Genomic DNA, 21779 nt, shown 5'->3' on the forward strand with positions numbered 1-21779 from the left:
CCCCGTCTCAATCCTCAGGCAGTTTGTCTCGCATCGAGCATCTCCAGCACGGCGGCGGCGGCGGCCGCGCTGGGCCTGCCTTCGGCCGGGCGCAGCTGACCGAGCACCCGGGCAAAGCCCTCGCGCTGCGCCGCGGCCGCACCAGGCTCGGTCAGCAGCTGCGTCAGGCAGGCGGAGAGCAGCTCCGGCGTGCAGCGTTCCTGCAGGAATTCCGGGATGACCGGCGCATCGGCCAGCAGGTTCACCAGGGAGACGTATTTCACCTTGATCAGCCGCCGGGCGATGGCGGCGGTGACCGGGTTGACGCGGTAGCCGACGGCCATCGGCACGCCCGCCAGCGCCACCTCCAGCGAGGAGGTGCCCGACTTGATCAGCCCGGCGCCGCCCTGGCGCGCGGCGGCATAGGCGTCGAATTTCTCCGCGATGTCGTCGATCAGGATCGGCGCCGGGTGCCAGTTCGCCGCCGCGGCGCGGACGGCCTCGGCGACGGGACCGGCGATCGGGACCACCGGGCGCAGGCCGGGCACGGCGGCCTCGGTGCGGCGCAGCGCCTCGCCGAAGACCGGCAGCAGGCGGCCGACCTCGCTGCGGCGGCTGCCGGGCATGACCAGCACGACGCGCTCCTCCGGCGCCAGGCCGTGGCAGGCGCGGAAGCGCGCGGCATCGCCTTGGTCGGCGCCCGATTCCAGGATGGAATGGCCGACGAAGCGCACCGGGATGCCGGCGCCCTCGAAGAACGGCGCCTCGAAGGGCAGCAGGGTCAGGATGCGGTCGACCTGGCGGGCGATCTTCTTCACCCGGCCCTGGCGCCAGGCCCAGACCTGCGGCGCGACGTAATGCAGCACGGGGATGCCGAGCGGCCTGGCGCGCGCGGCGACCCGCAGCGTGAAGCCGGGGCTGTCGATGGTGACGATCAGCGCCGGGCGGCGCGCCGCGATGTCGGCGATGGTCTGGTCCAGCCGCCGCGCCAGGCTGCGGATATTGGGCAGCACCTCGAGCAGCCCCATCAGCGCCAGCTCGCGCATCGGGAACAGGCTGGAGAAACCCTGCTCGGCCATGCGCTCGCCGCCGATGCCGGCGAAGTCCAGCCCGGGCCGCATCTCGCGCAGGGCAGACATCAGCCGGGCGCCCAGCGCATCGCCCGAGGCCTCGCCGGCCACCAGATAGACCAGCGTCATGCGAAGCGCGCCGGGGCCGCGTCGCCGAAGCGCTGCCGCGGCCAGTCGCGGTGGTTGAAGACGGCGCCTTCGCGGCGGACGGTGTCGATCCGCGCCGGGTCGAGCTCGGCATAGACCCATTGGGCGGCGTCGAGCTGTCCTTCGGTCACCACGCCATCGGCGGCGAAGCCGCGGTCCACCGGGCCATAGACGCCGGCCAGGCCGCGGTTGACGTCCAGCGCCGCCGACCAGGGCGCTTCGCCGACGGTCGCGCAGATGGCGACGAAGCACTGGTTCTCCAGCGCCCGCGCCCGGGCCGCGAGACGGATGCGGTTGAAGCCATGCAGCGTGTCGGTGCAGCTGGGCACCAGCACCAGCCAGGCGCCGGCCTCGACCTGGCGGCGGACATGCTCGGGGAATTCGCTGTCGTAGCAGACGGAGATCCCGATCCGGCCCCAGGGCGTGTCGAAGACCGCCGGCGGCGCGCCGGGGGAGACGCCCCAGCGCTCCCCCTCGAAGCGGGTCATGGCGTGCTTGTCCTGGAAGGCCAGGCGGCCCTCCGGGTCGATCAGCGGCGCCCGGTTGATGATTTTTTCACCGACGCGCATCGCCAGCGTGCCGGGCTGCAGCCACAGCCCATGGCGGCGGGCGGCGGCGCGCATCTCGGCCAGGATGGCCTCGGCGGCGGCGACCATGGCGGCGAGCTCTTCCGCCTCCCCGGCGGGCGCCTTGCCCACCAGGGCGGCGCCGAGCTCGACCGAGGCATATTCCGGCAACACCGCCAGCTCCACCCCCTGGGCGCGCGCCTCGGCCAGCCAGCGATTTAGCTTCCGCCCCCAGTCTTCGACGCTGGCGGGACGCTCGACGGGATATTGCAGCAGGCCGAGGCGCAGCGGGCGGGTCATGCGAGGGCCTTGTGCCAGAAGTCCAGCCGGTGCTCCTGCTCCGCCGCCTCGCCGGGTCCCTTCCAGGAGAAGCGGCAGGAGACGCCGTCCAACGGTTCGTAGCCGCGCTTGCGCCAGAAGCCGTCGAGCGGGGTGTAGTCGGCCGGCTTGCGCGGATCGGCCGGGTCGCGGGCGACGGCGCAGAAGGTGGTGCGGGCCAGGCCCAGGCTGGCGGCATGCGCCTCGCGCCGGCGGAAGAATTCGACGCCGGCGCCGCGGCCGCGATAGGGCGCAAGCAGGACGCTTTCGCCGAAGTAGCAATATTCAGCAGGGTCGAGGCCGGCGGCGGTGAAGCTGTCCCGCACCGAGGCATGGGTCTCGGCCATCGGCTCGCAGGTGGCGGCGCCGACCGCGGTGTCGCCGTCGAAGCAGGCGATCACCGCGGCGCCCTGGCCGGCCGCATAGCTGGCCATGTAGCGCCGCTCATAGGCCTCGTCGCCCTCGTAGAGATAGGGCCAGTCGCGGAAGACGGCGATGCGCAGCCGCGCCAGCTGCGCCAGCCAGGGCTGCAGCCCATCGCCGCGCAGCGTCTCGAAACGGAGGGGGGAGGGGGCCATGGCCCCCGGATAGCGCAGAATGCCGGGCGGCGCGAGGCAGCCCGGCCGCCCGCTTCGTCTCAGGCCTTCTCCATGTTCCAGAAGAATTGCACCGGCGACAGCACCATCCCCTTCAGGCTGTTGCGATAGGCCATGGGCTGCTCGACCAGGCCGCCGGGGACATAGGGCACCGTCTCGAAGGCGCGCTTCTCCATCTCGGCGGCGATGGCTTTCTGCCGGGTGGTGTCGGCGGTGGCCAGCCACTGGTCGCGCAGGCCCTCCAGCGTCGGATCCTCCGGCCAGCCGAACCAGGCGGTGGCGCCATTGGCGCGGACCAGCGGGTGCAGCGCCGGGTTCAGCGTGTCGGCGCAGGACCACAGCGTGTGGAAGACCGACCAGCCGCCCTGGTCCGGCCCGCCGCGATTGGCGCGCTTGCCGATGAAGCTGGCCCAGTCGGTCGAGATCAGCTCGACATTCATGCCCAGCTTCTGCAGCAGCGACTGGGTGACGAGGGACTGGTTGTAGGCGATCGGCTGGTCGGCCGGGGCCAGCAGCACCACCTTCTCGTTGGCATAGCCGGCGGCCTTCAGCATGGCCTTCGCCGCTTCCAGGTCGCCCTTCATCGCCTCCGCGCCCCCGGCGCCGGTCGACATCGGCGAGCCCGGGGTGAAGAAGGTCTTGGCCGGTTTGTAGTAGTCGGGGCTGCCGACCACGGCCTGCATATAGTCTTCCTGGCGCACCGCCATCATCACCGCGCGGCGGATGGCCGGGTTGTTGAAGGGCGGCTGCAGGTGGTTGAAGCGCATCAGCAGGAACAGGCCGAGCGGCACGTTCTGGATGGTGATGTTGCGGTCGCGCTTCAGCACCGGCAGCAGGTCGACCGGCGGCTGCTCGTACCAGTCGACCTCGCCCTGGACCAGGGCGCCGACCGCCGCCGCCGGCTCGGTCAGCGCCAGCCATTCGATGCGGTCGATCTTGGCGACCTTGCCGCCGGCGGCCCAGGAGGGCGGCTCCTCGCGCGGGACGTACTTGTCGAAGCGGGTGTAGATGGCGTTCTGCCCGGGCACCCATTCGCGGCTCTGGAACATCCAGGGGCCGGAGCCGATGGCTTCCGAAATCGGCTTGGAGGCATCGGCCGAGGCGATCCGCTCCGGCATGATGAAGGGCACGTTGGACGAAAGCTTGCCCAGCGCATCCGGCAGCAGCGGGAAGGGCTTCTTCAGGTTGATGCGGAAGGTGCGGGCGTCGACCGCCGCATAGCTTTCCACGAAGGTCGCGAAAGTCTGGCCGAAGGCGTCGCGCTTCGACCAACGCTGGATCGAGGTGATGCAATCCGCCGCCCCAACCTTCTGGCCATCGTGGAAGGACAGCCCGGCGCGCAGGTGGAAGGTCCAGGACAGCTGGTCCGCCGCCGTCTCCCAGTCCTGCACCATCTGCGGCCGGATCTGGAAATTGGCGTCGGTGGCGAAGAGCGTGTCGTAGATCAGATAGCCGTGGTTGCGGATGACATAGCTGGTGGCCACGATCGGATCGAGCGAGGGCAGCGGCGTCGAGGGGATGAAGCGCAGCGTCGCGGCGCGGCTGGCCGACGCCCCCTGGGCGCGGGCGAAATGCGGGGTGGCCATGCCCCCCGCGGCGGCCAGGCCCGCGGCCCCGGCAAGCAGATGGCGACGGTTCAGCGTCATCAGGAACTCCTCGGCGGCGGCCGGCGCAGGGGCCAGGGCTGGTTCGGGTTCAGCAGGAGGCGGGTTCAGCAGGAGGCGGGTTCAGGGGAAGGCAGGCTCGGTGAAGGCAGGCCGGGCAGGAGGCGATCACGCGGGTTTCGCGCGGCGGTGTTCTGAGAACGGTAGAATTTATACAATCTATTCGTCAACAATGTCGGCGGGGCTGACAGCGCCCCGCGGGGTCGATACACCGCCCCGCGGCACGGCGCGCCGCGCCGGCCCCGACAGGAGAGCGCATGACCACCCTGAAGCACCGCACCGTCTCGGCGGCGCTGCTGGAGGAGATCCGACGCCGCGTGCTGGACGGCAGCTATCCGGCCGGCAGCCAGCTGCGCCAGGACATGCTGGCCGAGGAGTTCGGGGTCAGCCGCATCCCCGTCCGCGAGGCGCTGTTCCAGCTGGAGGCCGAGGGCTTCGTCCGCATCTCGCCGCACAAGGGGGCGACGGTGGCGGCGCTGTCCATCGCCGAGCTGGAAGAGGCCTTCGAGCTGCGCGCCCTGCTGGAGCCGCGGCTGCTGCGCCATTCCGCCCCTCATCTGACGGAGGCCGACTATGCCCGGATCGAGGCGGTGCTGGCGGATTATTCCCGCGCCCTCGACGCCCGCGACACCGCCCGCTGGGGCGAGCTGAACACGGTGCTGCACCTGGCGCTCTATGCCCGGGCCGGCAAGCCGCGCACCGCGGCGCTGGTCGCCAGCCTGCTGCAGGAATGCGACCGCTACACCCGGCTGCAGCTGTCGACCGAGCCGGCCAGCCTGCAGCGCGCCGACACCGAGCATCGCGAGCTGGTGCGGCTGTGCCGCGCCGGCCAGCTGCGCGAGGCCGGGCTGCTGCTGAAGGCGCATGTCGAGCATGTCGGCCGCGCCCTGGCGGTTTTCCTGCGCGAACAGGGCAAGCTGTCCGCCTGAACCCCCGAGGCTAGTCAGTTGCAGGAGCGCGGTGCACAAAGGCGGCATGTCCAGCACCACCGCGCCCCAGCCTCAGATGGTTCCCCTGATCGCCGGCGACCTGCTGCCGCCGATCACCCTGCCGGATGCCGAAGGCCAGGCCTTCGACCTGTTCCACCAGAGCCTGGCGGGTCTGCATGTCGTGATGATCCTGGGCCGTGCGCCGTCAGGCGAGCGCCTTGCCGCCGCCGAGGCCGCCGCCACCGCGCGCCAGGCCCGGCTGGTGATCATCGCCGCCGCCAGGCCCGACGGCGCCCGGCGCAGCCACGGCCCGGCGCGGCTCTTCGACCCCGAGCGGCGCTTCTTCAACGCCCTGGGCGTGGCCGACAACGCGGTTGCCGTCCTGTCGCCGCGCGGCCGGCTCGCGTTCCTGCGCGCCGGCGAGGCGGCGCTGGAGATGGCGCTGGACCTGCTGCCCACGGCGCAGCCCGCCCCGGAGATCCGCCGCACCGGCGCTCCGGCCCTGCTGATCCCGGGGGTGCTGGAGCCGGACTTCTGCGCCACGCTGATCGCGCACTGGAAGAAGGGCGAGAAGACGCGGGACCGCGTCGCCTCCGCCGAGGGCGCGGCGGGGGCGGCGCAGCAGATCAAGCGCCGCACCGATGTCTGGCTGGACGACCGCGCGCTCTATGCCACCTATCGCCAGCGGCTGGAGCGGCGCGTGCTGCCCGAGCTGTGGCGGGCCTATCGCTTCCGCGCCGCCAGCTTCGAGGCGCCGCGCATCGGCTGCTATGCGGCCGAGGACCAGGGCGGCTTCGGCGCGCATCGCGACAACCGTACCCCCTTCACCGCGCATCGCCGCTTCGCCATGAGCCTGAACCTGAACACCGGCGCCTATCGCGGCGGCGCGCTGCGCTTCGCCGAATTCGGCCCCGAGCTCTACGAGCCCGAGGCCGGCGGCGCCGTGCTGTTCTGCTGCGACCTGATGCATGAGGCGCTGCCGGTGACCGAGGGCGAGCGCTTCGCCATCTTCACCTTCCTGACCGATGCCGAGGGCGCCCGCCAGGAGCAGGCGCTGATCGCCCAGCGCCAGGCCGCCGGCGACCGCGGCGTCGCGGTGCGCTAGTCGAGGAAGTCCTTGCGGATCTGCTCGAGCCCGCGGTTGCGGGCGACATAGTGCTTCACCTCGCATTCGGCCGAGGCCAGGGACTGGGCATTGCCATCGCCGAAGACCGTCTCCAGCAGGCGGCAATCGGCGGCGACGTATTTCTCCCAGGCGGCCTGGCCTTCCTCGAGCAGCCGGGCGGCGGCGGGGTAGTCGGTGCCGGAGGGGCCGGGGCGCGCCAGCTTCGCCCGCATCGTGGTCAGCAGCCGGGCCTGCTGCGCGCGGGCCTGGTCTTCGGCCTCGCCGTAGCACTGGGCGGCTTCGATGCCGCCCTGGGCCGCGCGCAGGCAGCGCGACAGGGAGACATCGGGCGCCGGCGGCGTCGCGGCGGCGGCGGGCAGGGCGGCCAGCATCAGGGGCGCCAGCATCAGGGGCAGGGCGAGGACAGAACAACGGATCATGGGCCGCGGGCTCGGTTGGTGGATCGGGCGCGCAGTCCAGGCCCGCGGGGCCGTCCGGGCAAGGCCAGCGGCCATCACCTCCGCGTGCGAGAAATCAATCGGCGTAGATCATCTTCCGGGTCATGCCGCCGTCGGACAGAAATTCGGCGCCGGTGACGAAGCCGGCCTCGGGACTGGTCAGGAAGGCGACAAGGGAAGAAATGTCGTCGACCTTGCCGACGCGGCCGGCGGGGTGCTGGGCATGGTCCTCGGGGCGGAGCGCTTCCCCCTGCACGTCGATCCAGCCGGGACTGACGCAGTTGACGCGGATCGCCGGGCCCAGGCTGACCGCCAGCGCATGGGTCAGCGCCAGCAGCCCGCCCTTGCTCGCCGAATAGGATTCGGTGTCCGGCTCCGACTGGTGCGCCCGGCTGGAGGCGATGGTGACGATGCTGCCCTTCGCCGCCGCCAGCATTCTTTCGGCGGCCTTGGCCAGCAGGAAGGCGCTGGTCAGGTTGATGTCCAGCACGCGTCGCCATTCCGCGAGGCTGAGCTCGGCGATCGGCTTGCGGATCATGATGCCGGCATTGCAGACCAGCGCGTCCAGCCTGCCCTCGGTCGCCTCGATTCCGGCGACCAGGGCGTTTACCGCCGCCTCGTCGCCCATGTCGGCGATGACGTGGCGGCTGCCGGCCTCGCCCGGCTTGAGATCGGCCGTGACGACCTGCCAGCCGTCGCGCTTCAGCCTGGCGGCGATGCCGGCGCCGATGCCATGCGCGGCGCCGGTCACCAGCGCCACCTTCTGCTCTGCTTGGATGCTGCTCATGATGCCGGGCTTAACACGGGCCGCGGCGGCGCGTTGCGCCCGCAACAGGTCTGGGGGGAGGGGTGTCGCCCGCCCCCCGGCCGTCGTCACATCATCGGCGCGTAGCGCGCGACCTCGGTGAAGATGTCGCGCACCGCATCCGACAGGGTGCGGTTCAGCTCCTCCAGGTTGGCGACCTGGTCGATGCGGGCCTGGGCGCGGTCCAGCTCGGCGGGGGCCAGCAGCAGCGGGAACAGGCCGGCGGCGCGGGTCAGGCCGATCAGCAGCGAATCGCGCGGGTCGGGGATCTCGTCGTTGAAGATCACCGCCATCAGGCGGGCCTTCACCTCGCGCTCCTCCTTGTCCGAGATCACCGGGTAGCGGCGCTCGGCGAAGAACCACAGGAAGCGGCCTTCCTCCAGCTTCAGCACGCCGCGCTGCACCAGGCGGTCGAAATACAGGTCGCGGTAGCGGTCGGCATCCTTGGCGAGGGTCTCGATCCACCAGCGGCTGTCATGCGGCTCGGATTCGGCCATGATCTGCTGCACCACGCCGTCCAGCACCTTGTCGCCGGTGGGGCGGGTGTCGCCGACGAAGAGGCGCTTCGGATCGGTGTCGATGCGGTTGGCCAGGGCCAGCTCCGCCAGGATGGCGCCGGCCAGCGCATAGTCGCCGGACGGGGCGGCGCGATCGATCAGCCGGCCGGTCTCGTCATCGAGCATGAGCAGGAGGATTTCCTCCGGCATGGTCAGCGACATCGGGGCGCACTCCGCTCTGGGTTGTGGTCGTTCGAGCGAAGGGAAGCGCGCGGAACCCGGCGCGTCAATCGCCGCGCGCCGGCCAGCCGGGCTTGCGCGAAAATAATGAGACGCGGCGCGGGGTTGAGGGCCCTGCGCCGCGCCTCCGGCCTCAGCGCCGGGCGATGGCGGCCTCGCCCTCGGCGGCCTGGCAGAAGGCGGCCAGGCCTTCCTCCACCACGCTGCGCGGCAGGTCGCGCAGGATGAAGACCAGACGGGATTCGCGGGGCGCGCCGGCAGGCCAGGCGGGCAGCGGGGTGGGGCGGTGCCAGGTGCCCTGCACGCCATGGATCACCACGGGTGCCTCCTGGCCGGCCAGGTCGAGGATGCCCTTCACCCGCAGCACCGAATCGCCGCGGGTGGCGGTCAGCATCTCCAGCCAGGTGGCGAGGCCAGCCCAGGGCAGCGGGCGTTCGAAGCGCAGGCAGAAGGCCTGGATGCGGGCATCGTGCCGGTTCGGGTCGTGATGGTGGTGGTGGCCATGGCCATGCCCATGGTGGTGATCGTGGCCATGCGGCGCGTCCCACGCGGCGGGATCCAGCCAGGCGGCCAGGTCCGGATGGCGCCCGGAAGGGTCGAAGGGGCCGCAATCCAGGATGGCCGCCGGGTCCACGGCGCCGGCGGTGGCGGTGATCGGCGTCACGCCCGGGTTCAGCGCGCGCAGCCGCCCGGTCAGGGCGGCCAGGGCCTCGGGCGCGGCCAGGTCGGACTTGGTCAGCAGCAGCCGGTCGGCGACGGCCACCTGGCGCTGCGCCTCGATCTGGGCGTCCAGCGTCGCCAGGCCGGCCACCGCATCGACCAGGGTGACCACGCCGTCGAGGACGAAGTGGCGCTGCGTTGCCGGGTCGGCGATCAGCGTCTGCAGGATCGGCAGCGGGTCGGCCAGCCCCGTGGTCTCGATGATGACGCGGCGGATCGGCTGGCCGTCGCGGGCGCGCTGCACCAGGCCGGCCAGGGCGCCGGCCAGGTCGCCGCGGATGGTGCAGCACAGGCACCCGGCCTGCAGCAGCACGGCGTCCCCGTCCAGCGTCTCGACCAGCAGGTGGTCCAGGCCGATCTCGCCGAACTCGTTGATCAGCACCGCGGTGCCGGCGAGCGCGGGCTGCCGCAGCAGCCGGTTCAGCAGCGTCGTCTTGCCGGCGCCGAGGAAGCCGGTCAGCAGGGTGACCGGGATCAGGCGCTCAGCGGCCCCCTGCTTACCGGCCATAGAGCACCGCCGGATCGACCTCGGGCGCCGCGATGGGGACCAGCTCGCCCTCGCGCAGCGCCTGGTAGAAGCAGGACCGCCGCCCCGTATGGCAGGCCACCCCCTTCTGCTCGACCACCGCCAGGATGGTGTCGCCGTCGCAGTCCAGCCGCAGGTCGACCAGCTGCTGCATCTGGCCGGAGGTCTCGCCCTTGCGCCACAGCGCGTTGCGGCTGCGGCTGAAATAGACCACACGTCCGGTGGCGAGCGTCTCCTCCAGCGAGGCCGCGTTCATCCAGGCCATCATCAGCACCTCGCCGGTGGCATGGTCCTGGGCGATGGCGGGCACCAGCCCGTCCTGGTTGAAGCGGGTGGCGGCCAGGAAGCGGGCGCGGGCGGCGGGATCGGCAACCGGCATGGGGGCGGCTCCTCAAAGCGAATTCGGTTACTATATAACGCGGGTGCGGCAGAGGAGAGAGGGCATGGCGGCAGGTCAGGGCAGTGCTTCGGAGATGGCGCGCGCGCTGGATGCGGCGGAGGCCCGCTGCGTCCGGTCCGGCGCCCAGCTGACCGAGCTGCGCCGCCAGGTGCTGGCCCTGGTGCTGGAGGCCGACCAGCCGCTCGGCGCCTATGCGCTGCTGGACCGGCTGAAGGCGCAGCGGCCGGGCGCGGCGCCGCCCACCGTCTATCGCGCGCTCGACTTCCTGCTGGAGCAGGGGCTGATCCACAAGGTCGAGCGGCTGAACGCCTTCATCGGCTGCGTCGAGGCCGGGCACGACCATGGCCATGACCACGACCATGCGCATGACCACCAGTTCCTGATCTGCGGCAGCTGCGGCGCCACCATCGAGCTCAGCGACCATGCGGTGGCGCATGCCCTGGCGGATGCGGCGCGGCGGGTCGGCTTCCAGCTGCGCAAGACCACGGTCGAGGCCGAGGGGCTCTGCGCCGCCTGCCTGGCTGCCGGCGCAGGCGCCGCCGTGGCGGCCTCCCCCGGCTGAGGGGCTGCCGCCGGAGCTGTTCCTGCGCTATCGAGACGGTGCAGAACCGCCAGGGAGCGCCGCCGTGCCGGAGATCATCGACTTCGGGTCCTTCGCGCTGCGCTTCCTGCGCGACAGGCATGCGACGGGCGGCAGCCTCGACATGTTCGAGCTGATCCTGCAGCCCGAGGGCCGCATGCCGGTGCCGCACCACCATGAAAGCTGGGAGGAGACGGTCTATGGCCTGTCCGGCACCCTGCGCTACACGGTGGCAGGCGTCGACCACGACATCGGCCCAGGCGACAGCCTGTTCATCCCGCGTGGAACAGTGCATGGCTTCAGCAATCCGAGCGGGGCGGAGGCGCGCTGCCTCTGCGTGCTGACGCCGGGCGTGCTCGGGCCGGAGTATTTCCGCGAGCTCGCCGCGCTGCTGACCGGCGGCGGCAAGCCGGATCCGGCGAAGGCGCGCGAGATCATGCTGCGCTACGGGCTGGTGCCCGCGGCGTGACGCGGGGGAGCGCAACGCGCTCCCCCCCTGACAGAAATCACGTCTTCAGCAGGGCGGCGAGCTGCGGCACGTAGTCCTGGCCATGCCCCTCGGCGACGATGCGGTCCAGGATGGTGCTGACCGCGCCGGCGATGCCGCGCTCGACGCCGGACGCCGTCGCCGCCTGGTTGTAGTAGCCCAGGTCCTTGGCGGCGTTGCTGATGTAGAAGGGCACGCTGGACGGGTCGCCGTTCAGCAGGAAGGGGGAAATCCGCTGCAGCGCCGCGCCGCCGCCGCCGCCCTGGTTCAGCACATCGACCAGGGTCTGCATCGACAGGCCGGCCTTCTCGCCATGCGCGGCCACCTCGGCCAGCAGCGCGATGAAGCCGAGCGAGACGTAGTTGTGCATCAGCTTCATCAGATGGCCGGAACCCACCGCGCCGATATGGGTGATGTTCTCGGAGAAGGTCTCCAGCAGCGGGCGCAGCCGCTCCAGCAGAACAGCCTCGCCGCCGATCAGCAGGTTCAGCGTGCCGGCGCGGGCATGCTGCGGCAGCCGGGTCATGGCGGCGTCGAGGAACTCGCCCCCCGCGGCCTGGATGGCGGCGGCCATGCGGGCGCTGGACTCCGGCAGCGCGGTCGAGCAGTCGACCACCACCGTGCCGGGGCGGAGATTCTCGATGACGCCGCCGGAGCCGGCCAGGATGGCCTCGACCTGGGGCGAGCCGGTGACGCAGAGCAGGATGACCTCGGCCGCCTTGGCCACCTCGGCGATGCTGCCGGCGGAGACGGCGCCCATCGCCTTCAGGTCGTCGACCGGCTGGTTGCCGGGATGGTCCAGCAGGGTCAGCGCATAGCCCGCATGGGCGATGTTCCAGGCGATGCCGTGGCCCATCAGGCCGATGCCGATCATGCCGATGGCGGGCTTCTTGCTCATTGTCGCTCCATGACTTGCTGGCGTTCGGGACGTCCGTGCCGGCCAGCATAGGCGCAAGCCGGCGGGCGCGACAGGTCAGCGCCGCCGCCCGACCCGTACCTCGCGGTGCCAGATGTACAGGCCGGAGGCCACCAGCACGAAGATGCCGACGAAGTCGAAGGGCTTCGGCAGCTCGCCCCAGAACAGCGCGCCGAAGCTCATGGTCCAGAGGATGCCGGAATATTCGAAGGGCGCGATCAGCGTGGTCTCGCCGCTGCGATAGGCGGCCGTCATGAACAGCTGCGCCAGCGCCGAGACCAGCCCGACCGCGGCCAGCAGCGCCCATTGCTCGGGGCTCGGCCAGACCCAGCCGGGAATGGCGGCCAGCCCGCCGACCAGCGTGCCGCCGATGGCGAACCACAGCACGATGGCGGCGCCCGATTCCCCGGCCTCGCCCATCTTGCGGATGGTGATCATCGCCATGGCCCAGGCGACCGCGCCCAGCAGCACCAGCCCGACCGCCAGCCCGTCCAGGTGGTCGGTGCCGCCGAAGCCCGGCCGCAGCAGCAGCAGCACGCCGCCGAAGCCCACCAGCACCGCCGAGAGCCGCCGCCAGCCGACCTTCTCGCCCAGCAGCGGGATCGACAGCGCGGTCAGGAACAGCGGCATGGTGAAGCCCAGCGCGGTCACGGTGGCCAGCGGCAGGTGCACATAGCCGTAGAAGCTGCCGACCATGCCGGTCAGCCCGTAGAGGATGCGCTGGGCATGCGACCACGGGTTGCGGGTGGCCAGCACCGCCAGCCGCGACCCGCGCGGCGCCCCCCACAGGGCGAGGGCCAGCAGCGGCGGGATGGCGAAGAGGTTGCGGAACAGCACCACCTGCATGATGGGGATGCGGTCGTCGAGCAGCTTCACCGCGACCGCGGCCAGGGCGAAGGTCGCCGCGGCGCCCAGCACGCAGAGGATGGCGCGGCTGCGCTGGGCAGCCTGCGTCGCCCCGGAAGGGGGGGCATGGACGATGGGAATGGACCGGCTCATGATCTGGCGTTCGTTCGAGAGAGGTTAGGCGCGCCCCCGCATGAAGGCCAGACCCAGCAAGGCGCCGGAGATCCCGGCGCATCCCCTGTTCCAGCCCGAAAGCGACGAGATCGCCTGGTCCGGCCGCTTCCCGCTGCAGCGGGTCCGCTTCCGCTATCGGCGCAGCGACGGCACGCCCTCGGCGCTGCTGACCTGGGAGCTGTGGCGGCGCGGCCAGGGCGTGGTGATGCTGCCCTACGACCCCTGGACCGGCCGCATCGCGCTGGTCGAGCAGTTCCGCCTGCCGGCGCTGGCCGCCGGCGAGGATCCCATCATGCGCGAATGCCCGGCAGGCCTGCTGGAGCCCGGCGAGGACCCGGCCGACGCCGTGCTGCGCGAGACCGAGGAGGAGACCGGCTTCACCCCCGACCGGGTCGAGAAGATCGGGCAGTACATGCTGATGCAGGGCGGCAGCGACGAGCTGATGCATTTCTATGCCGGCCGCGCCCGGCTGCCCGCGCCCGGCCTGGTCGGCACCCGCGGATTGGAAGACGAGGGCGAGGAGACCCGCGTGCTCGTGGTCACCGCCGACGACGCGCTTGCGCAATTGGCGCGCGGCGAAATCCGCAACGTCACCGCGGCGCTGTGCCTGATGTGGCTGCAGCTGAACCGCGAGCGCCTGAACCGCGAATGGACCGCCGAATGACGGAACTTCTCTACCGCAGCGATGCCTATCTGCGCGAAACCGAAGCGAAGGTTCTCGCCGCCGGCCCCGAAGGCGTCGTGCTCGACCGTTCGAATTTCTACGTCCAGGCCGGCGGCCAGCCGGGCGACACCGGCATCCTGCGCTGGGACGGCGGCGAGATGGTGGTGGCCAATACCGTCAAGGGCGAGGCCGGCCCGCTGCACGTCCCCGCCGAGGGCGCCTCGCTGCCGCCGGTCGGCGCCAGCGTCACCATCGTGCTGGACTGGGACCGCCGGCACCGGCTGATGCGGATGCACACGGCGATGCACCTGCTCTGCAGCCTGATCCCCGGCGCCGGGGTGACCGGCGGGCAGATCGGGCTGGAGCGCTCGCGCCTGGATTTCGACCTGGCCGAGCCGCCCGCCAAGGAATGGCTGTCCGAGCAGCTGACCGCGCTGGCCGCCGCCGACCATGCGGTGACCGATCGCTGGATCACCGATGCCGAACTCGACGAGAATCCTTCTCTCGTGCGCACGCTGTCGGTGAAGCCGCCGCGCGGCTCCGGCCAGGTGCGGCTGGTCCGCATCGGCGCCGAAGAAAACCCCGTCGATCTGCAGCCCTGCGGCGGCACGCATGTGCGCCGCACCGGCGAGATCGGCCCGGTCACCGTCACCAAGCTCGAGAACAAGGGCAAGCAGAACCGGCGCGTCTATCTGGTGCTGGAAGGGTAGGGACACGATGCAGGACCTGGTCACCACGGAATGGCTTGCCGGCGAGCTCGGCGCGCCCGATCTGCTGGTCTTCGACACCACCAAATACCTGCCGAACGAGCCGAAGGACGCGCTGGCCGAATATGCCGCGGCGCATATCCCCGGCGCCGGCTTCTTCGACATCGACCAGGTGGCCGATCCGGAGACCGACCTGCCGCATATGGCGCCGACCCCCGGCCGTGCCGCGCGGGAGCTGGGCAAGCTCGGCATCGGCAACCGGCACCGCGTTGTCTTCTACGATCAGAAGGGGCTGTTCTCGGCGGCGCGTGGCTGGTGGCTGATGCGGCTGTTCGGGCATGAGCGTGCGGCGGTGCTCGATGGCGGCTTGCCGAAATGGCTGGCCGAGGGGCGGGCGACCGCCACGGGCCCGGTCGTCGCGCCGGCACGCCAGGATTTCTGGGCCGATTTCATCGCCCGCCGCATGGCCGGCATCGGCGACGTCAAGCGCATCGTCCACGACCGCTCGGCGCTGATCCTCGACGCCCGTGCCAAGGGCCGCTTCGACGGCACCGCGCCGGAGCCGCGGCCGGGCCTGCCCTCCGGCCATATGCCGGGCGCGGCCAATGTGCCGGCGACCAGCCTGCTGGCCGCCGACCAGACCATGCTGCCGCCGGAAGAGCTGCGCGCCCGCTTCGCCGCCGTCGGCGTCGATGGCAGCCGGCCGCTGGTCGCCTCCTGCGGCACCGGCGTCACCGCCTGCATCATCGCCCTCGGCCTGGTGCGCGCCGGCCTGCCCGAGCCGGCGATCTACGACGGCTCCTGGACCGAATGGGCCGCGCGGCCCGAAACCCCGAAGCAGAGCACGCCCTGATGCCCGACGACCTGCCCCCGACGACGCGCCATTCGAATTCCGGCCAGGACTTCGCCACCCGCGTCACCCATGGCGGCCGCCCCGGCATTCGCGAGCATGGTTTTGTTAATACCCCGGTCTACCGGGGTTCCACCGTCCTGTATCCGTCCTGCTCGGACGGGGTCGCCATCAACAAGCGCTCCTTCGAGCAGGTGATGACTTACGGCACCGCCGGCGGTCCCACGCATTTCGCACTGGAAAATATGGTCGCCGAGATCGAGGGCGGCAGCCGCGCGCTGATCGTCGGCACCGGGCTCGCGGCCTGCTCGCTGCCGCTGATGGCCTATCTCTCGGCCGGCGACCACTGCCTGATCCCCGACAGCACCTATGGCCCGACCCGGCGCGTGGCCAACGGCATGCTGGTCCGCTTCGGCATCGAGGTCGAGTATTACGACCCGCTGGCCGACGCCGCCGGGCTGGAGCGGCTGATGCGGCCGAACACCAAGGTCCTCTTCGTCGAGAGCCCCGGCAGCCACACCTTCGAGCTGCAGGATATCCCGGCGCTGGCCGAGGTCGCCCATGCGCATGGCGCCAAGGTGATCATGGACAACACCTGGGGCGTGCACCACTTCCAGCCCTTCACCAAGGGCGTCGACGTCTCGATCCAGGCGCTGACCAAGTATGTCGGCGGGCATTCCGACGTGCTGCTGGGCAGCGTCACCGTCAACAGCGAGGAAGACTGGCTGACCGTGGTCGCTGCCGCCCGGCAGATCGGCCATTACGCCAGCCCCGACGATTGCTGGCTGGCGCTGCGCGGCCTGCGCACCATGGCGCTGCGGCTCAAGCACCAGCAGCAGGCGGGGCTGGCCGTCGCCCGGTGGTTCGAAAGCCGCCCCGAGGTTGCCCGGGTGCTGCACCCGGCGCTGCCCAGCCACCCGCAGCACGCGCTGTTCAAGCGCGACTTCTCCGGCGCCTGCAGCCTGTTCGGCGTCGTCTTCCAGCCGCGCTACACGCCCGCGCAGATCGAGGCGGCGGTCGACGGGCTGAAGCTCTTCGGCATCGGCGCCTCCTGGGGCGGCTATGAGAGCCTGGTGCTGCCGACCACCAACGGCATCACGCGGACGGCCACCAGCCTCGACGTGCTGGAGGGGCCGACGGTGCGCTTCCATGTCGGGCTGGAGGAGCCGGCCGACCTGATCGCCGATCTCGAGGCTGCGCTGGACGGCCTGCCGAAGTGAAGACAGGAGGGCGGCGGCCTCAGCCGGGCCGCCGCCTTTCCAGATAGTTTTTCAACGCCGCCGAGCGGGCGGCCAGCGCCACGCCAGCGGCGAGCAGCGCCAGCGCCGCCAGGAAGGCGGCCTCGGCCGGCGAGACCCCGCCGGAGGCCAGGCGCAGCGCGGCGGCGGCGCCGGCCAGCGCCGGCAGCAGCCACCAGAACCAGACAAAATTCTGTCCGAAGAGCAGCGGCAGCGACGCCCCGATGCTCGCCGCCGCCGCCGCCAGGATGGCCGGGAAGGGCGCCGGGGCGCCTGCCAGCGCCAGCCAGGCGAGGGCGAGCGCAAGCGTCGGCAGCACCGCCTGACCCAGGAAGACCGCCAGCGCCGCGCCGGCCTCGGCCGGGCGGGGCAGGGCAGCGGTCACAGCGCCTCCGCGACATAGACCACCAGCTCGCGCGAGGCGCCGCCGGTGGCGCTGCCGGTCAGGCTGAGCCCGGCGCCGATCACCGCCAGCAGCTCCTGCCGGGCGCGGGCGGAGAGCGCGATCGAGGTGTAGCGGCCGCTGCCGCCCAGCCCCGCGGTGATCGCCTTGCGCATCGGCCGCGACAGGGTCTGGCCGGCGATGACGCCGCCGCGCGAGGCGCCCGCCTTGGCCAGCGTCCCCGCGAAGCGCGAGGCGCCGCGGGTGGCCGCCCCCGCACCCGCCAGCCCGACCACGTCCAGCGCCAGCATGGTGTTCTGATAGGCCGGCGAGGCGTCCAGGTTGTCGTTGGTGGCGCCCTGGTCGGTGACCTCGTTGTAGACACGATAGCCGGAGGCCGCGCATTGCGCGGCGCCCGCGACCGTCGCCGCCCCGCTGGCCACCGCCGCGACGCCGGCGACGCCGCCCGTGGGCGCGGCGGCGGCGCTGAAGAAGATGGTGCCGACCGCGGCCAGCGCGGTGCCCCCGCAATTTAGGCCCATCTGAAAAAGCTCCCAGCCCAGCTTGCTCTTGCGGGCCGGGGGGACGGCGGTGGGCACCGGGCTGGGTGGCGCCGGGTTGAGCTCGAAGACGACGATGCGCTTCGGGCCATAGACCGCGGCGGCGCGCAGCTGCTCGCAGCCGCCGGCCTGGCAGAAGACCACCGCCGCGCCGCGCAGCTCCGGATGGCGGTCCACCGCCTGCACCAGCTGCGCCCGGTCATGCGCGCTGACCCCCGCGCTGGCCTGTGCATGCCTCACCCCGGCCGCCGCTCCCGTCGTCGCTGACATCCGCCTTCGCTCTCCCGTCGTTGTGGCTCGGGCTGCTTTAGCGAAGCGGCGCCGGCGCAGGCTTCACAGCCGCGCCAGCCTGGACGCGGCCGGGCCGATCCCCCTGCAAATGCGCAGGCCGCGCACGGGCTTGTGTGAAAAGCGGGGGGCAAAGGGCAACCCGCGGCGTGGCTGCGGCGCTATCGCGCTGCGCTCTCCGTCCTTCTGGTCAAGGAAACCCCCGTGCCGCCTGCGATCAACAAGTCCCGCGTCACCGAGGGGCGGCCGAACCCGCTCGGCGCCACCTGGACCGGCCTCGGCGTCAATTTCGCGCTGTTCTCGGCCCATGCCACCAAGGTGGAGCTCTGCCTCTTCGACGATGCCGGCGAGACCGAGCTCGAGCGGATCGAGCTGCCGGAATACACCAACCAGGTGTTCCACGGCTTCCTGCCCGACGCGCGCCCCGGCACCATCTACGCCTATCGCGTCCATGGCCCCTATGAGCCGACCGAGGGCCACCGCTTCAACGCCAACAAGCTGCTGCTCGACCCCTACGCACTCAGCCATGTCGGCGACCTGCAATGGGACCATGCGCTGTTCGGCTACACGATCGGCCACAAGGACGAGGACCTGTCCTTCGACGAGCGCGACAGCGCCCGCTTCATGCCGAAATGCCGCGTGGTCGACCCCGCCTTCACCTGGGGCGACGACCGCCGGCCGCGCATCCCCTGGGAGCGCACCATCATCTACGAGACCCACGTCAAGGGCATCACCAAGCGGCACCCGCTGATCCCGCCGGACCGCCAGGGCACCTATTCGGGCCTGTCCAGCCGCGAGATGATCCGGCACATCAAGTCGCTGGGCGTCACCGCGGTCGAGCTGCTGCCGATCCACTTCTTCCTGAACGACGACTACCTGCTGCAGAAGGACCTGGTGAACTACTGGGGCTACAACAGCCTCGGCTTCTTCGCCCCGGCGCGGCGCTATGCCCGCAACCAGGACTTCGCCTTCGCCGAGTTCAAGGAGATGGTGGCCCGCCTGCACGATGCCGGGCTCGAGGTCATCATGGACGTGGTCTACAACCACACCGCGGAGGGCAACGAGAAGGGGGCGACGCTCTCCTTCAAGGGCATCGACAATGCCAGCTACTACCGGCTGCTGCCCGACCAGAAGCGCTACTACATCAACGACACCGGCACCGGGAACACGGTGAACCTCTCGCACCCCCGGGTGCTGCAGATGGTCAACGACAGCCTGCGCTACTGGGTCAACGAGATGCATGTCGACGGCTTCCGCTTCGACCTGGGCACCATCCTGGCGCGCGAGCCCGACGGCTTCGACACGCAATCCGCCTTCCTCAAGGCCTGCATGCAGGATCCGGTGCTCGCCGACGTCAAGCTGATCGCCGAGCCCTGGGACATCGGCCCCGGCGGCTACCAGGTCGGCAACTTCGCCCCCGGCTGGGCCGAGTGGAACGACAAGTACCGCGACACCGTGCGCGGCTTCTGGGTGGGCGAGGAAGGCAAGGCGGCCGATCTCGGCAACCGCCTCTCCGGCTCGGCCGACCTGTTCGACCACCATGGCCGCAAGCCCTGGGCCAGCATCAACTTCCTGGCCGCGCATGACGGCTTCACGCTGAACGACCTCGTCACCTATGACGAGAAGCACAACGAGGCGAATGGCGAGGAGAACCGCGACGGCCATTCGCACAACCTGTCGCACAATTACGGTGTCGAAGGCCCGACCGACGACGAGGAGATCAACGCCGTCCGCGAGCGGCAGATCCGCAACATGCTGGCCACCCTCTATCTGAGCCAGGGCACGCCGATGCTGCTGGCCGGCGACGAGTTCGGCCGCAGCCAGCAGGGCAACAACAACGCCTATTGCCAGGACAACGAGATCTCCTGGTTCGACTGGGACTATGGCGAGCGCGGCGAGCGGCTGGTGGCCTTCACCCAGCGTCTGGCCGCCCTGCGCCAGCGCTTCCCGGTGCTGCGCCGCGGCCGCTTCCTCTCGGGCGAATACCACGAGGCCAGCGGCGCCAAGGCGCTGTCCTGGATCAAGCCCTCGGGCGAGGAGATGGAAGGCGCCGACTGGGAGGACCCCAACACGCGGTGCCTGGCCAAGCTGCTCGACGGCCGGGCGCAGGAGAGCAACATCCGCGTCGCCGCGCATGACGCGACGCTGCTGCTGATCATGAACGCGCATCACGATGCGGTCGACTTCACCCTGCCAGCGGTGCAGGACGGCGCCGGCTGGATCCGCCTGCTCGACACCAACCTGCCCGACGAGGAGGAGGAGGAGCCCGTCTTCCCGATCGGCGAGAGCTACACCGTCACCGGCCGTTCTTGCCTGTTGTTCTGCCTGAAGACGCAGCGGCGCCGGGCGCGCTGAGCTTGAGACCGGCCGCCCCGGGACCGCGTCCCGGGGCCGCTGTCAAAACGACTTGGAAAACCAGATGCGGTCATGGCCGGCGGGGCGGCCCTTCAGCCGGCCGATCTCGACATAGCCTTGCGCCAGGTAGAAATCCGGCGCCTGGAAGCTGCTGGTGTTCAGATGCGCCCCCACCGCGCCGAGGCGCTGCGCCTCCAGCTCCGCCGCTGCCAGCAGCCGCTTACCCAGGCCCTGGCCGCGCAGACCCTCATCCACCCAGAACTTGTCGATATAGAGCCAGTCCAGCGCCACCTCGCCCACCAGGCCGGCGACGACGCGCCCCTCGGCATCGCGGCGGGCGAAGGCCAGCGGGCGGCCAAGGCCGCCGTCGCGCCGCTCCGGCATCATGGTCCGGCGATGCGCCAGCAGCCCGGCGCGGACGGCGCCGGCGACCTCGGCCATGTCCTCGGGCGGGATGGGCGGCATGGCGGCAAGGCGTGGCGGCATCGCAGTCTATCCCCTGGCAGCGTCGAGCACGGCCTGCGCCAGCGCGCGGGCTTCGGTGGCGGCCGTACCACGCGGCGCCGCCTCTGCCACCCCCAAGCCTTGCGCGAAGGCGGTGGCGAAGGCGGTGCGGTTGCCGAGCGCCACCCCCAGCAGCGGCAGCTCGCGGCGGCCGAGCTCGGCGGTGATCTCGTCGCGCAGCTTCCCCGTCGCCGGCACCCGGTTCAGCAGCAGCCGCACCGCGCGCTTCTCGGCCGCCGCCATCTCCAGCGTCGCATCCATCGCCCAGAGATCGGCCGAAGAGGGCTGCAGCGGCACCAGCACCAGGTCGGCGCTCCGGATGGCGATGCGCGCGTCGCTGTCGGCATGCGGCGGCGTGTCGATCACCAGCATGTCATGCGCGCCGCGCAGCCGGTCCAGCGCCGCCGGCATGCGCCAGCCCGAGACCGCCTCGAAATGCAGCGGCGCCGCCAGGTCCTGGCCCAGCCGCTGCTGCTGCCAGCGCGCCAGGCTCTGCTGCGGATCGCTGTCCAGCAGGGCGACGCGGCTGCCCGTCCGCGCCAGGGTGGTGGCCAGCGTCGCCGCCACCGTGGACTTCCCCGCGCCGCCCTTGCGCTGCGCCACCGCCACCACGAACGCCATCCCGATGCCCCCCGGCTGGACCCGAGGCCCATCCTGCCCGCTGCCCGCGCATCCGGCCAGCATGGACGTCGGCGCCCCGCCACCCCACACTAGGGGCGACCGTCTGAGGAGACACGCCATGGCCGTCGACGACATCACCCCCCGCGCCACCTGGGACGCGCTGCGCGCCGATCCCGACGCCGCGCTGATCGACGTGCGCACCAATGCCGAATGGAACTTCGTCGGCTTTCCCGACCTGTCCGAGGCCGGCAAGGAGCCGCTGATGATCTCCTGGCAGGTCTTCCCCTCGATGCAGGTGAACGCCGCCTTCGTCGACCACCTGCGCAAGGCCGGGCTGACGCCGCTGAACAAGCTGTATTTCCTGTGCCGCTCCGGCGCGCGCAGCCTGGCCGCGGCGCAGGCCGCCCAGGCCGCCGGCTTCGCGCATTCCTTCAACATCTCGGACGGCTTCGAAGGGCCGCCGGATGCGGAAGGGCATCGCGGACAAGTCGCGGGGTGGAAGGCTGAGGGGCTGGCCTGGCGGCAGCGGTAAGAGAAGGTAGGGGTAGGCGAGGGGAATGAATTCCCCTCGACCCCTTCTTTTTTCT

The 21779-nt window shown here is 71.4% G+C and carries 25 protein-coding genes; 10 read left to right on the top strand and 15 right to left on the bottom strand.

Annotated features, from left to right (window positions below; translation table 11 throughout):
* Nucleotides 1-14: 14 nt before the first annotated feature.
* From lpxB to BKE38_RS00945, 4 genes are read right to left on the bottom strand one after another with little or no spacing between them, the layout of a single operon-like run.
* Entirely contained in the window at nucleotides 15-1178 is a 1164-nt protein-coding gene (lpxB, locus tag BKE38_RS00930) for a lipid-A-disaccharide synthase (RefSeq protein WP_076955491.1), read from the bottom strand.
* On the bottom strand, nucleotides 1175-2062 hold the full coding sequence (locus tag BKE38_RS00935; protein WP_076955492.1) for a carbon-nitrogen hydrolase family protein: 888 nt from the start codon (nucleotides 2060-2062) through the stop codon (nucleotides 1175-1177). The genes lpxB and BKE38_RS00935 overlap by 4 nt, the downstream gene beginning before the upstream one ends.
* On the bottom strand, nucleotides 2059-2658 hold the full coding sequence (locus BKE38_RS00940) for a GNAT family N-acetyltransferase (RefSeq protein ID WP_207553452.1): 600 nt from the start codon (nucleotides 2656-2658) through the stop codon (nucleotides 2059-2061). The genes BKE38_RS00935 and BKE38_RS00940 overlap by 4 nt, the downstream gene beginning before the upstream one ends.
* Before the next feature lie 59 nt (nucleotides 2659-2717).
* Nucleotides 2718-4322, bottom strand: a complete 1605-nt coding sequence (locus BKE38_RS00945; RefSeq protein ID WP_076955493.1) for an ABC transporter substrate-binding protein — start codon at nucleotides 4320-4322, stop codon at nucleotides 2718-2720.
* A 275-nt stretch (nucleotides 4323-4597) separates the two neighbouring features.
* Here BKE38_RS00945 and BKE38_RS00950 point away from each other — a divergent pair, with 275 nt between their 5' ends.
* Both BKE38_RS00950 and BKE38_RS00955 read left to right on the top strand, forming a co-directional pair.
* Nucleotides 4598-5269, top strand: coding sequence for a GntR family transcriptional regulator (locus BKE38_RS00950; protein WP_076955494.1), 672 nt, complete (start codon nucleotides 4598-4600; stop codon nucleotides 5267-5269).
* 46 nt (nucleotides 5270-5315) lie between these two features.
* Nucleotides 5316-6374 (top strand): 2OG-Fe(II) oxygenase family protein, encoded by a 1059-nt coding sequence (locus BKE38_RS00955; RefSeq protein WP_076955495.1) that lies wholly within the window; start codon nucleotides 5316-5318, stop codon nucleotides 6372-6374.
* Here BKE38_RS00955 and BKE38_RS00960 read toward each other — a convergent pair.
* From BKE38_RS00960 to hisI, 5 genes are all read right to left on the bottom strand, one after another.
* Entirely contained in the window at nucleotides 6371-6814 is a 444-nt protein-coding gene (locus BKE38_RS00960; RefSeq protein WP_165694086.1) for a lysozyme inhibitor LprI family protein, read from the bottom strand. The genes BKE38_RS00955 and BKE38_RS00960 overlap by 4 nt on opposite strands.
* Nucleotides 6815-6908: 94 nt before the next feature.
* On the bottom strand, nucleotides 6909-7619 hold the full coding sequence (locus BKE38_RS00965) for an SDR family oxidoreductase (protein ID WP_076955497.1): 711 nt from the start codon (nucleotides 7617-7619) through the stop codon (nucleotides 6909-6911).
* 86 nt (nucleotides 7620-7705) lie between these two features.
* Complete coding sequence (locus BKE38_RS00970; protein ID WP_076955498.1) at nucleotides 7706-8356, bottom strand: GOLPH3/VPS74 family protein; 651 nt, start codon at nucleotides 8354-8356, stop codon at nucleotides 7706-7708.
* A 151-nt stretch (nucleotides 8357-8507) separates the two neighbouring features.
* On the bottom strand, nucleotides 8508-9602 hold the full coding sequence (locus BKE38_RS00975) for a CobW family GTP-binding protein (RefSeq protein WP_076955499.1): 1095 nt from the start codon (nucleotides 9600-9602) through the stop codon (nucleotides 8508-8510).
* A complete protein-coding gene (gene hisI, locus BKE38_RS00980; RefSeq protein WP_076955500.1) occupies nucleotides 9592-9999 on the bottom strand; it encodes a phosphoribosyl-AMP cyclohydrolase in 408 nt (135 codons plus the stop codon). The genes BKE38_RS00975 and hisI overlap by 11 nt, the downstream gene beginning before the upstream one ends.
* A 64-nt stretch (nucleotides 10000-10063) precedes the next feature.
* Between hisI and BKE38_RS00985 the strand changes: the two genes are divergently transcribed.
* A complete protein-coding gene (locus BKE38_RS00985; protein WP_076955501.1) occupies nucleotides 10064-10582 on the top strand; it encodes a Fur family transcriptional regulator in 519 nt (172 codons plus the stop codon).
* Nucleotides 10583-10646: 64 nt separating this feature from the next.
* The gene (locus BKE38_RS00990; protein WP_076955502.1) at nucleotides 10647-11069 is read left to right on the top strand and encodes a cupin domain-containing protein; all 423 of its coding nucleotides are present in this window, start codon (nucleotides 10647-10649) and stop codon (nucleotides 11067-11069) included.
* Nucleotides 11070-11106: 37 nt separating this feature from the next.
* Here BKE38_RS00990 and BKE38_RS00995 read toward each other — a convergent pair whose 3' ends face one another.
* On the bottom strand, nucleotides 11107-11985 hold the full coding sequence (locus BKE38_RS00995; protein WP_076955503.1) for an NAD(P)-dependent oxidoreductase: 879 nt from the start codon (nucleotides 11983-11985) through the stop codon (nucleotides 11107-11109).
* A 75-nt stretch (nucleotides 11986-12060) separates the two neighbouring features.
* Nucleotides 12061-13002, bottom strand: a complete 942-nt coding sequence (locus BKE38_RS01000) for a DMT family transporter (RefSeq protein ID WP_076955504.1) — start codon at nucleotides 13000-13002, stop codon at nucleotides 12061-12063.
* A gap of 40 nt (nucleotides 13003-13042) precedes the next feature.
* Here BKE38_RS01000 and BKE38_RS01005 point away from each other — a divergent pair, with 40 nt between their 5' ends.
* Genes BKE38_RS01005 through metC form a run of 4 tightly spaced genes read left to right on the top strand, consistent with a single transcriptional unit; the run spans nucleotide 13043 to nucleotide 16464 of the window.
* A complete protein-coding gene (locus BKE38_RS01005) occupies nucleotides 13043-13687 on the top strand; it encodes an NUDIX domain-containing protein (protein WP_076955505.1) in 645 nt (214 codons plus the stop codon).
* Nucleotides 13684-14397, top strand: a complete 714-nt coding sequence (locus BKE38_RS01010; protein ID WP_076955506.1) for an alanyl-tRNA editing protein — start codon at nucleotides 13684-13686, stop codon at nucleotides 14395-14397. Before BKE38_RS01005 ends, BKE38_RS01010 begins: the two co-directional genes overlap by 4 nt.
* A 7-nt stretch (nucleotides 14398-14404) precedes the next feature.
* The gene (locus BKE38_RS01015) at nucleotides 14405-15247 is read left to right on the top strand and encodes a sulfurtransferase (protein WP_076955507.1); all 843 of its coding nucleotides are present in this window, start codon (nucleotides 14405-14407) and stop codon (nucleotides 15245-15247) included.
* Entirely contained in the window at nucleotides 15247-16464 is a 1218-nt protein-coding gene (metC, locus tag BKE38_RS01020) for a cystathionine beta-lyase (RefSeq protein WP_076955508.1), read from the top strand. The genes BKE38_RS01015 and metC overlap by 1 nt, the downstream gene beginning before the upstream one ends.
* Nucleotides 16465-16483: 19 nt before the next feature.
* On the opposite strand, the gene BKE38_RS01025 is transcribed toward metC, so the two are convergent.
* Together BKE38_RS01025 and BKE38_RS01030 are read right to left on the bottom strand one after the other, a co-directional pair.
* Nucleotides 16484-16867 carry a hypothetical protein gene (locus BKE38_RS01025; protein ID WP_076955509.1) on the bottom strand — a complete coding sequence of 128 codons (384 nt, stop codon included), beginning with the start codon at nucleotides 16865-16867 and terminating at the stop codon, nucleotides 16484-16486.
* Nucleotides 16864-17664, bottom strand: coding sequence for a hypothetical protein (locus BKE38_RS01030; RefSeq protein ID WP_076955510.1), 801 nt, complete (start codon nucleotides 17662-17664; stop codon nucleotides 16864-16866). Before BKE38_RS01030 ends, BKE38_RS01025 begins: the two co-directional genes overlap by 4 nt.
* A gap of 252 nt (nucleotides 17665-17916) precedes the next feature.
* On the opposite strand from BKE38_RS01030, the gene glgX reads away from it, so the two are divergent.
* A complete protein-coding gene (gene glgX, locus BKE38_RS01035; protein WP_076955511.1) occupies nucleotides 17917-20067 on the top strand; it encodes a glycogen debranching protein GlgX in 2151 nt (716 codons plus the stop codon).
* Between the two features lie 42 nt (nucleotides 20068-20109).
* Here the strand turns inward: glgX and BKE38_RS01040 are convergent, their stop codons facing one another.
* A complete protein-coding gene (locus BKE38_RS01040) occupies nucleotides 20110-20553 on the bottom strand; it encodes a GNAT family N-acetyltransferase (RefSeq protein ID WP_083747214.1) in 444 nt (147 codons plus the stop codon).
* A 6-nt stretch (nucleotides 20554-20559) separates the two neighbouring features.
* Nucleotides 20560-21192, bottom strand: coding sequence for a ParA family partition ATPase (gene parA, locus BKE38_RS01045; RefSeq protein WP_076955512.1), 633 nt, complete (start codon nucleotides 21190-21192; stop codon nucleotides 20560-20562).
* A gap of 118 nt (nucleotides 21193-21310) precedes the next feature.
* Here parA and BKE38_RS01050 point away from each other — a divergent pair, with 118 nt between their 5' ends.
* Entirely contained in the window at nucleotides 21311-21724 is a 414-nt protein-coding gene (locus tag BKE38_RS01050) for a rhodanese-like domain-containing protein (RefSeq protein WP_076955513.1), read from the top strand.
* The last annotated feature ends 55 nt before the right edge of the window (nucleotides 21725-21779 follow it).

It is taken from the genome of Teichococcus deserti (genome assembly GCF_001982615.1).
Classification (GTDB): Bacteria; Pseudomonadota; Alphaproteobacteria; order Acetobacterales; family Acetobacteraceae; genus Pseudoroseomonas; species Pseudoroseomonas deserti.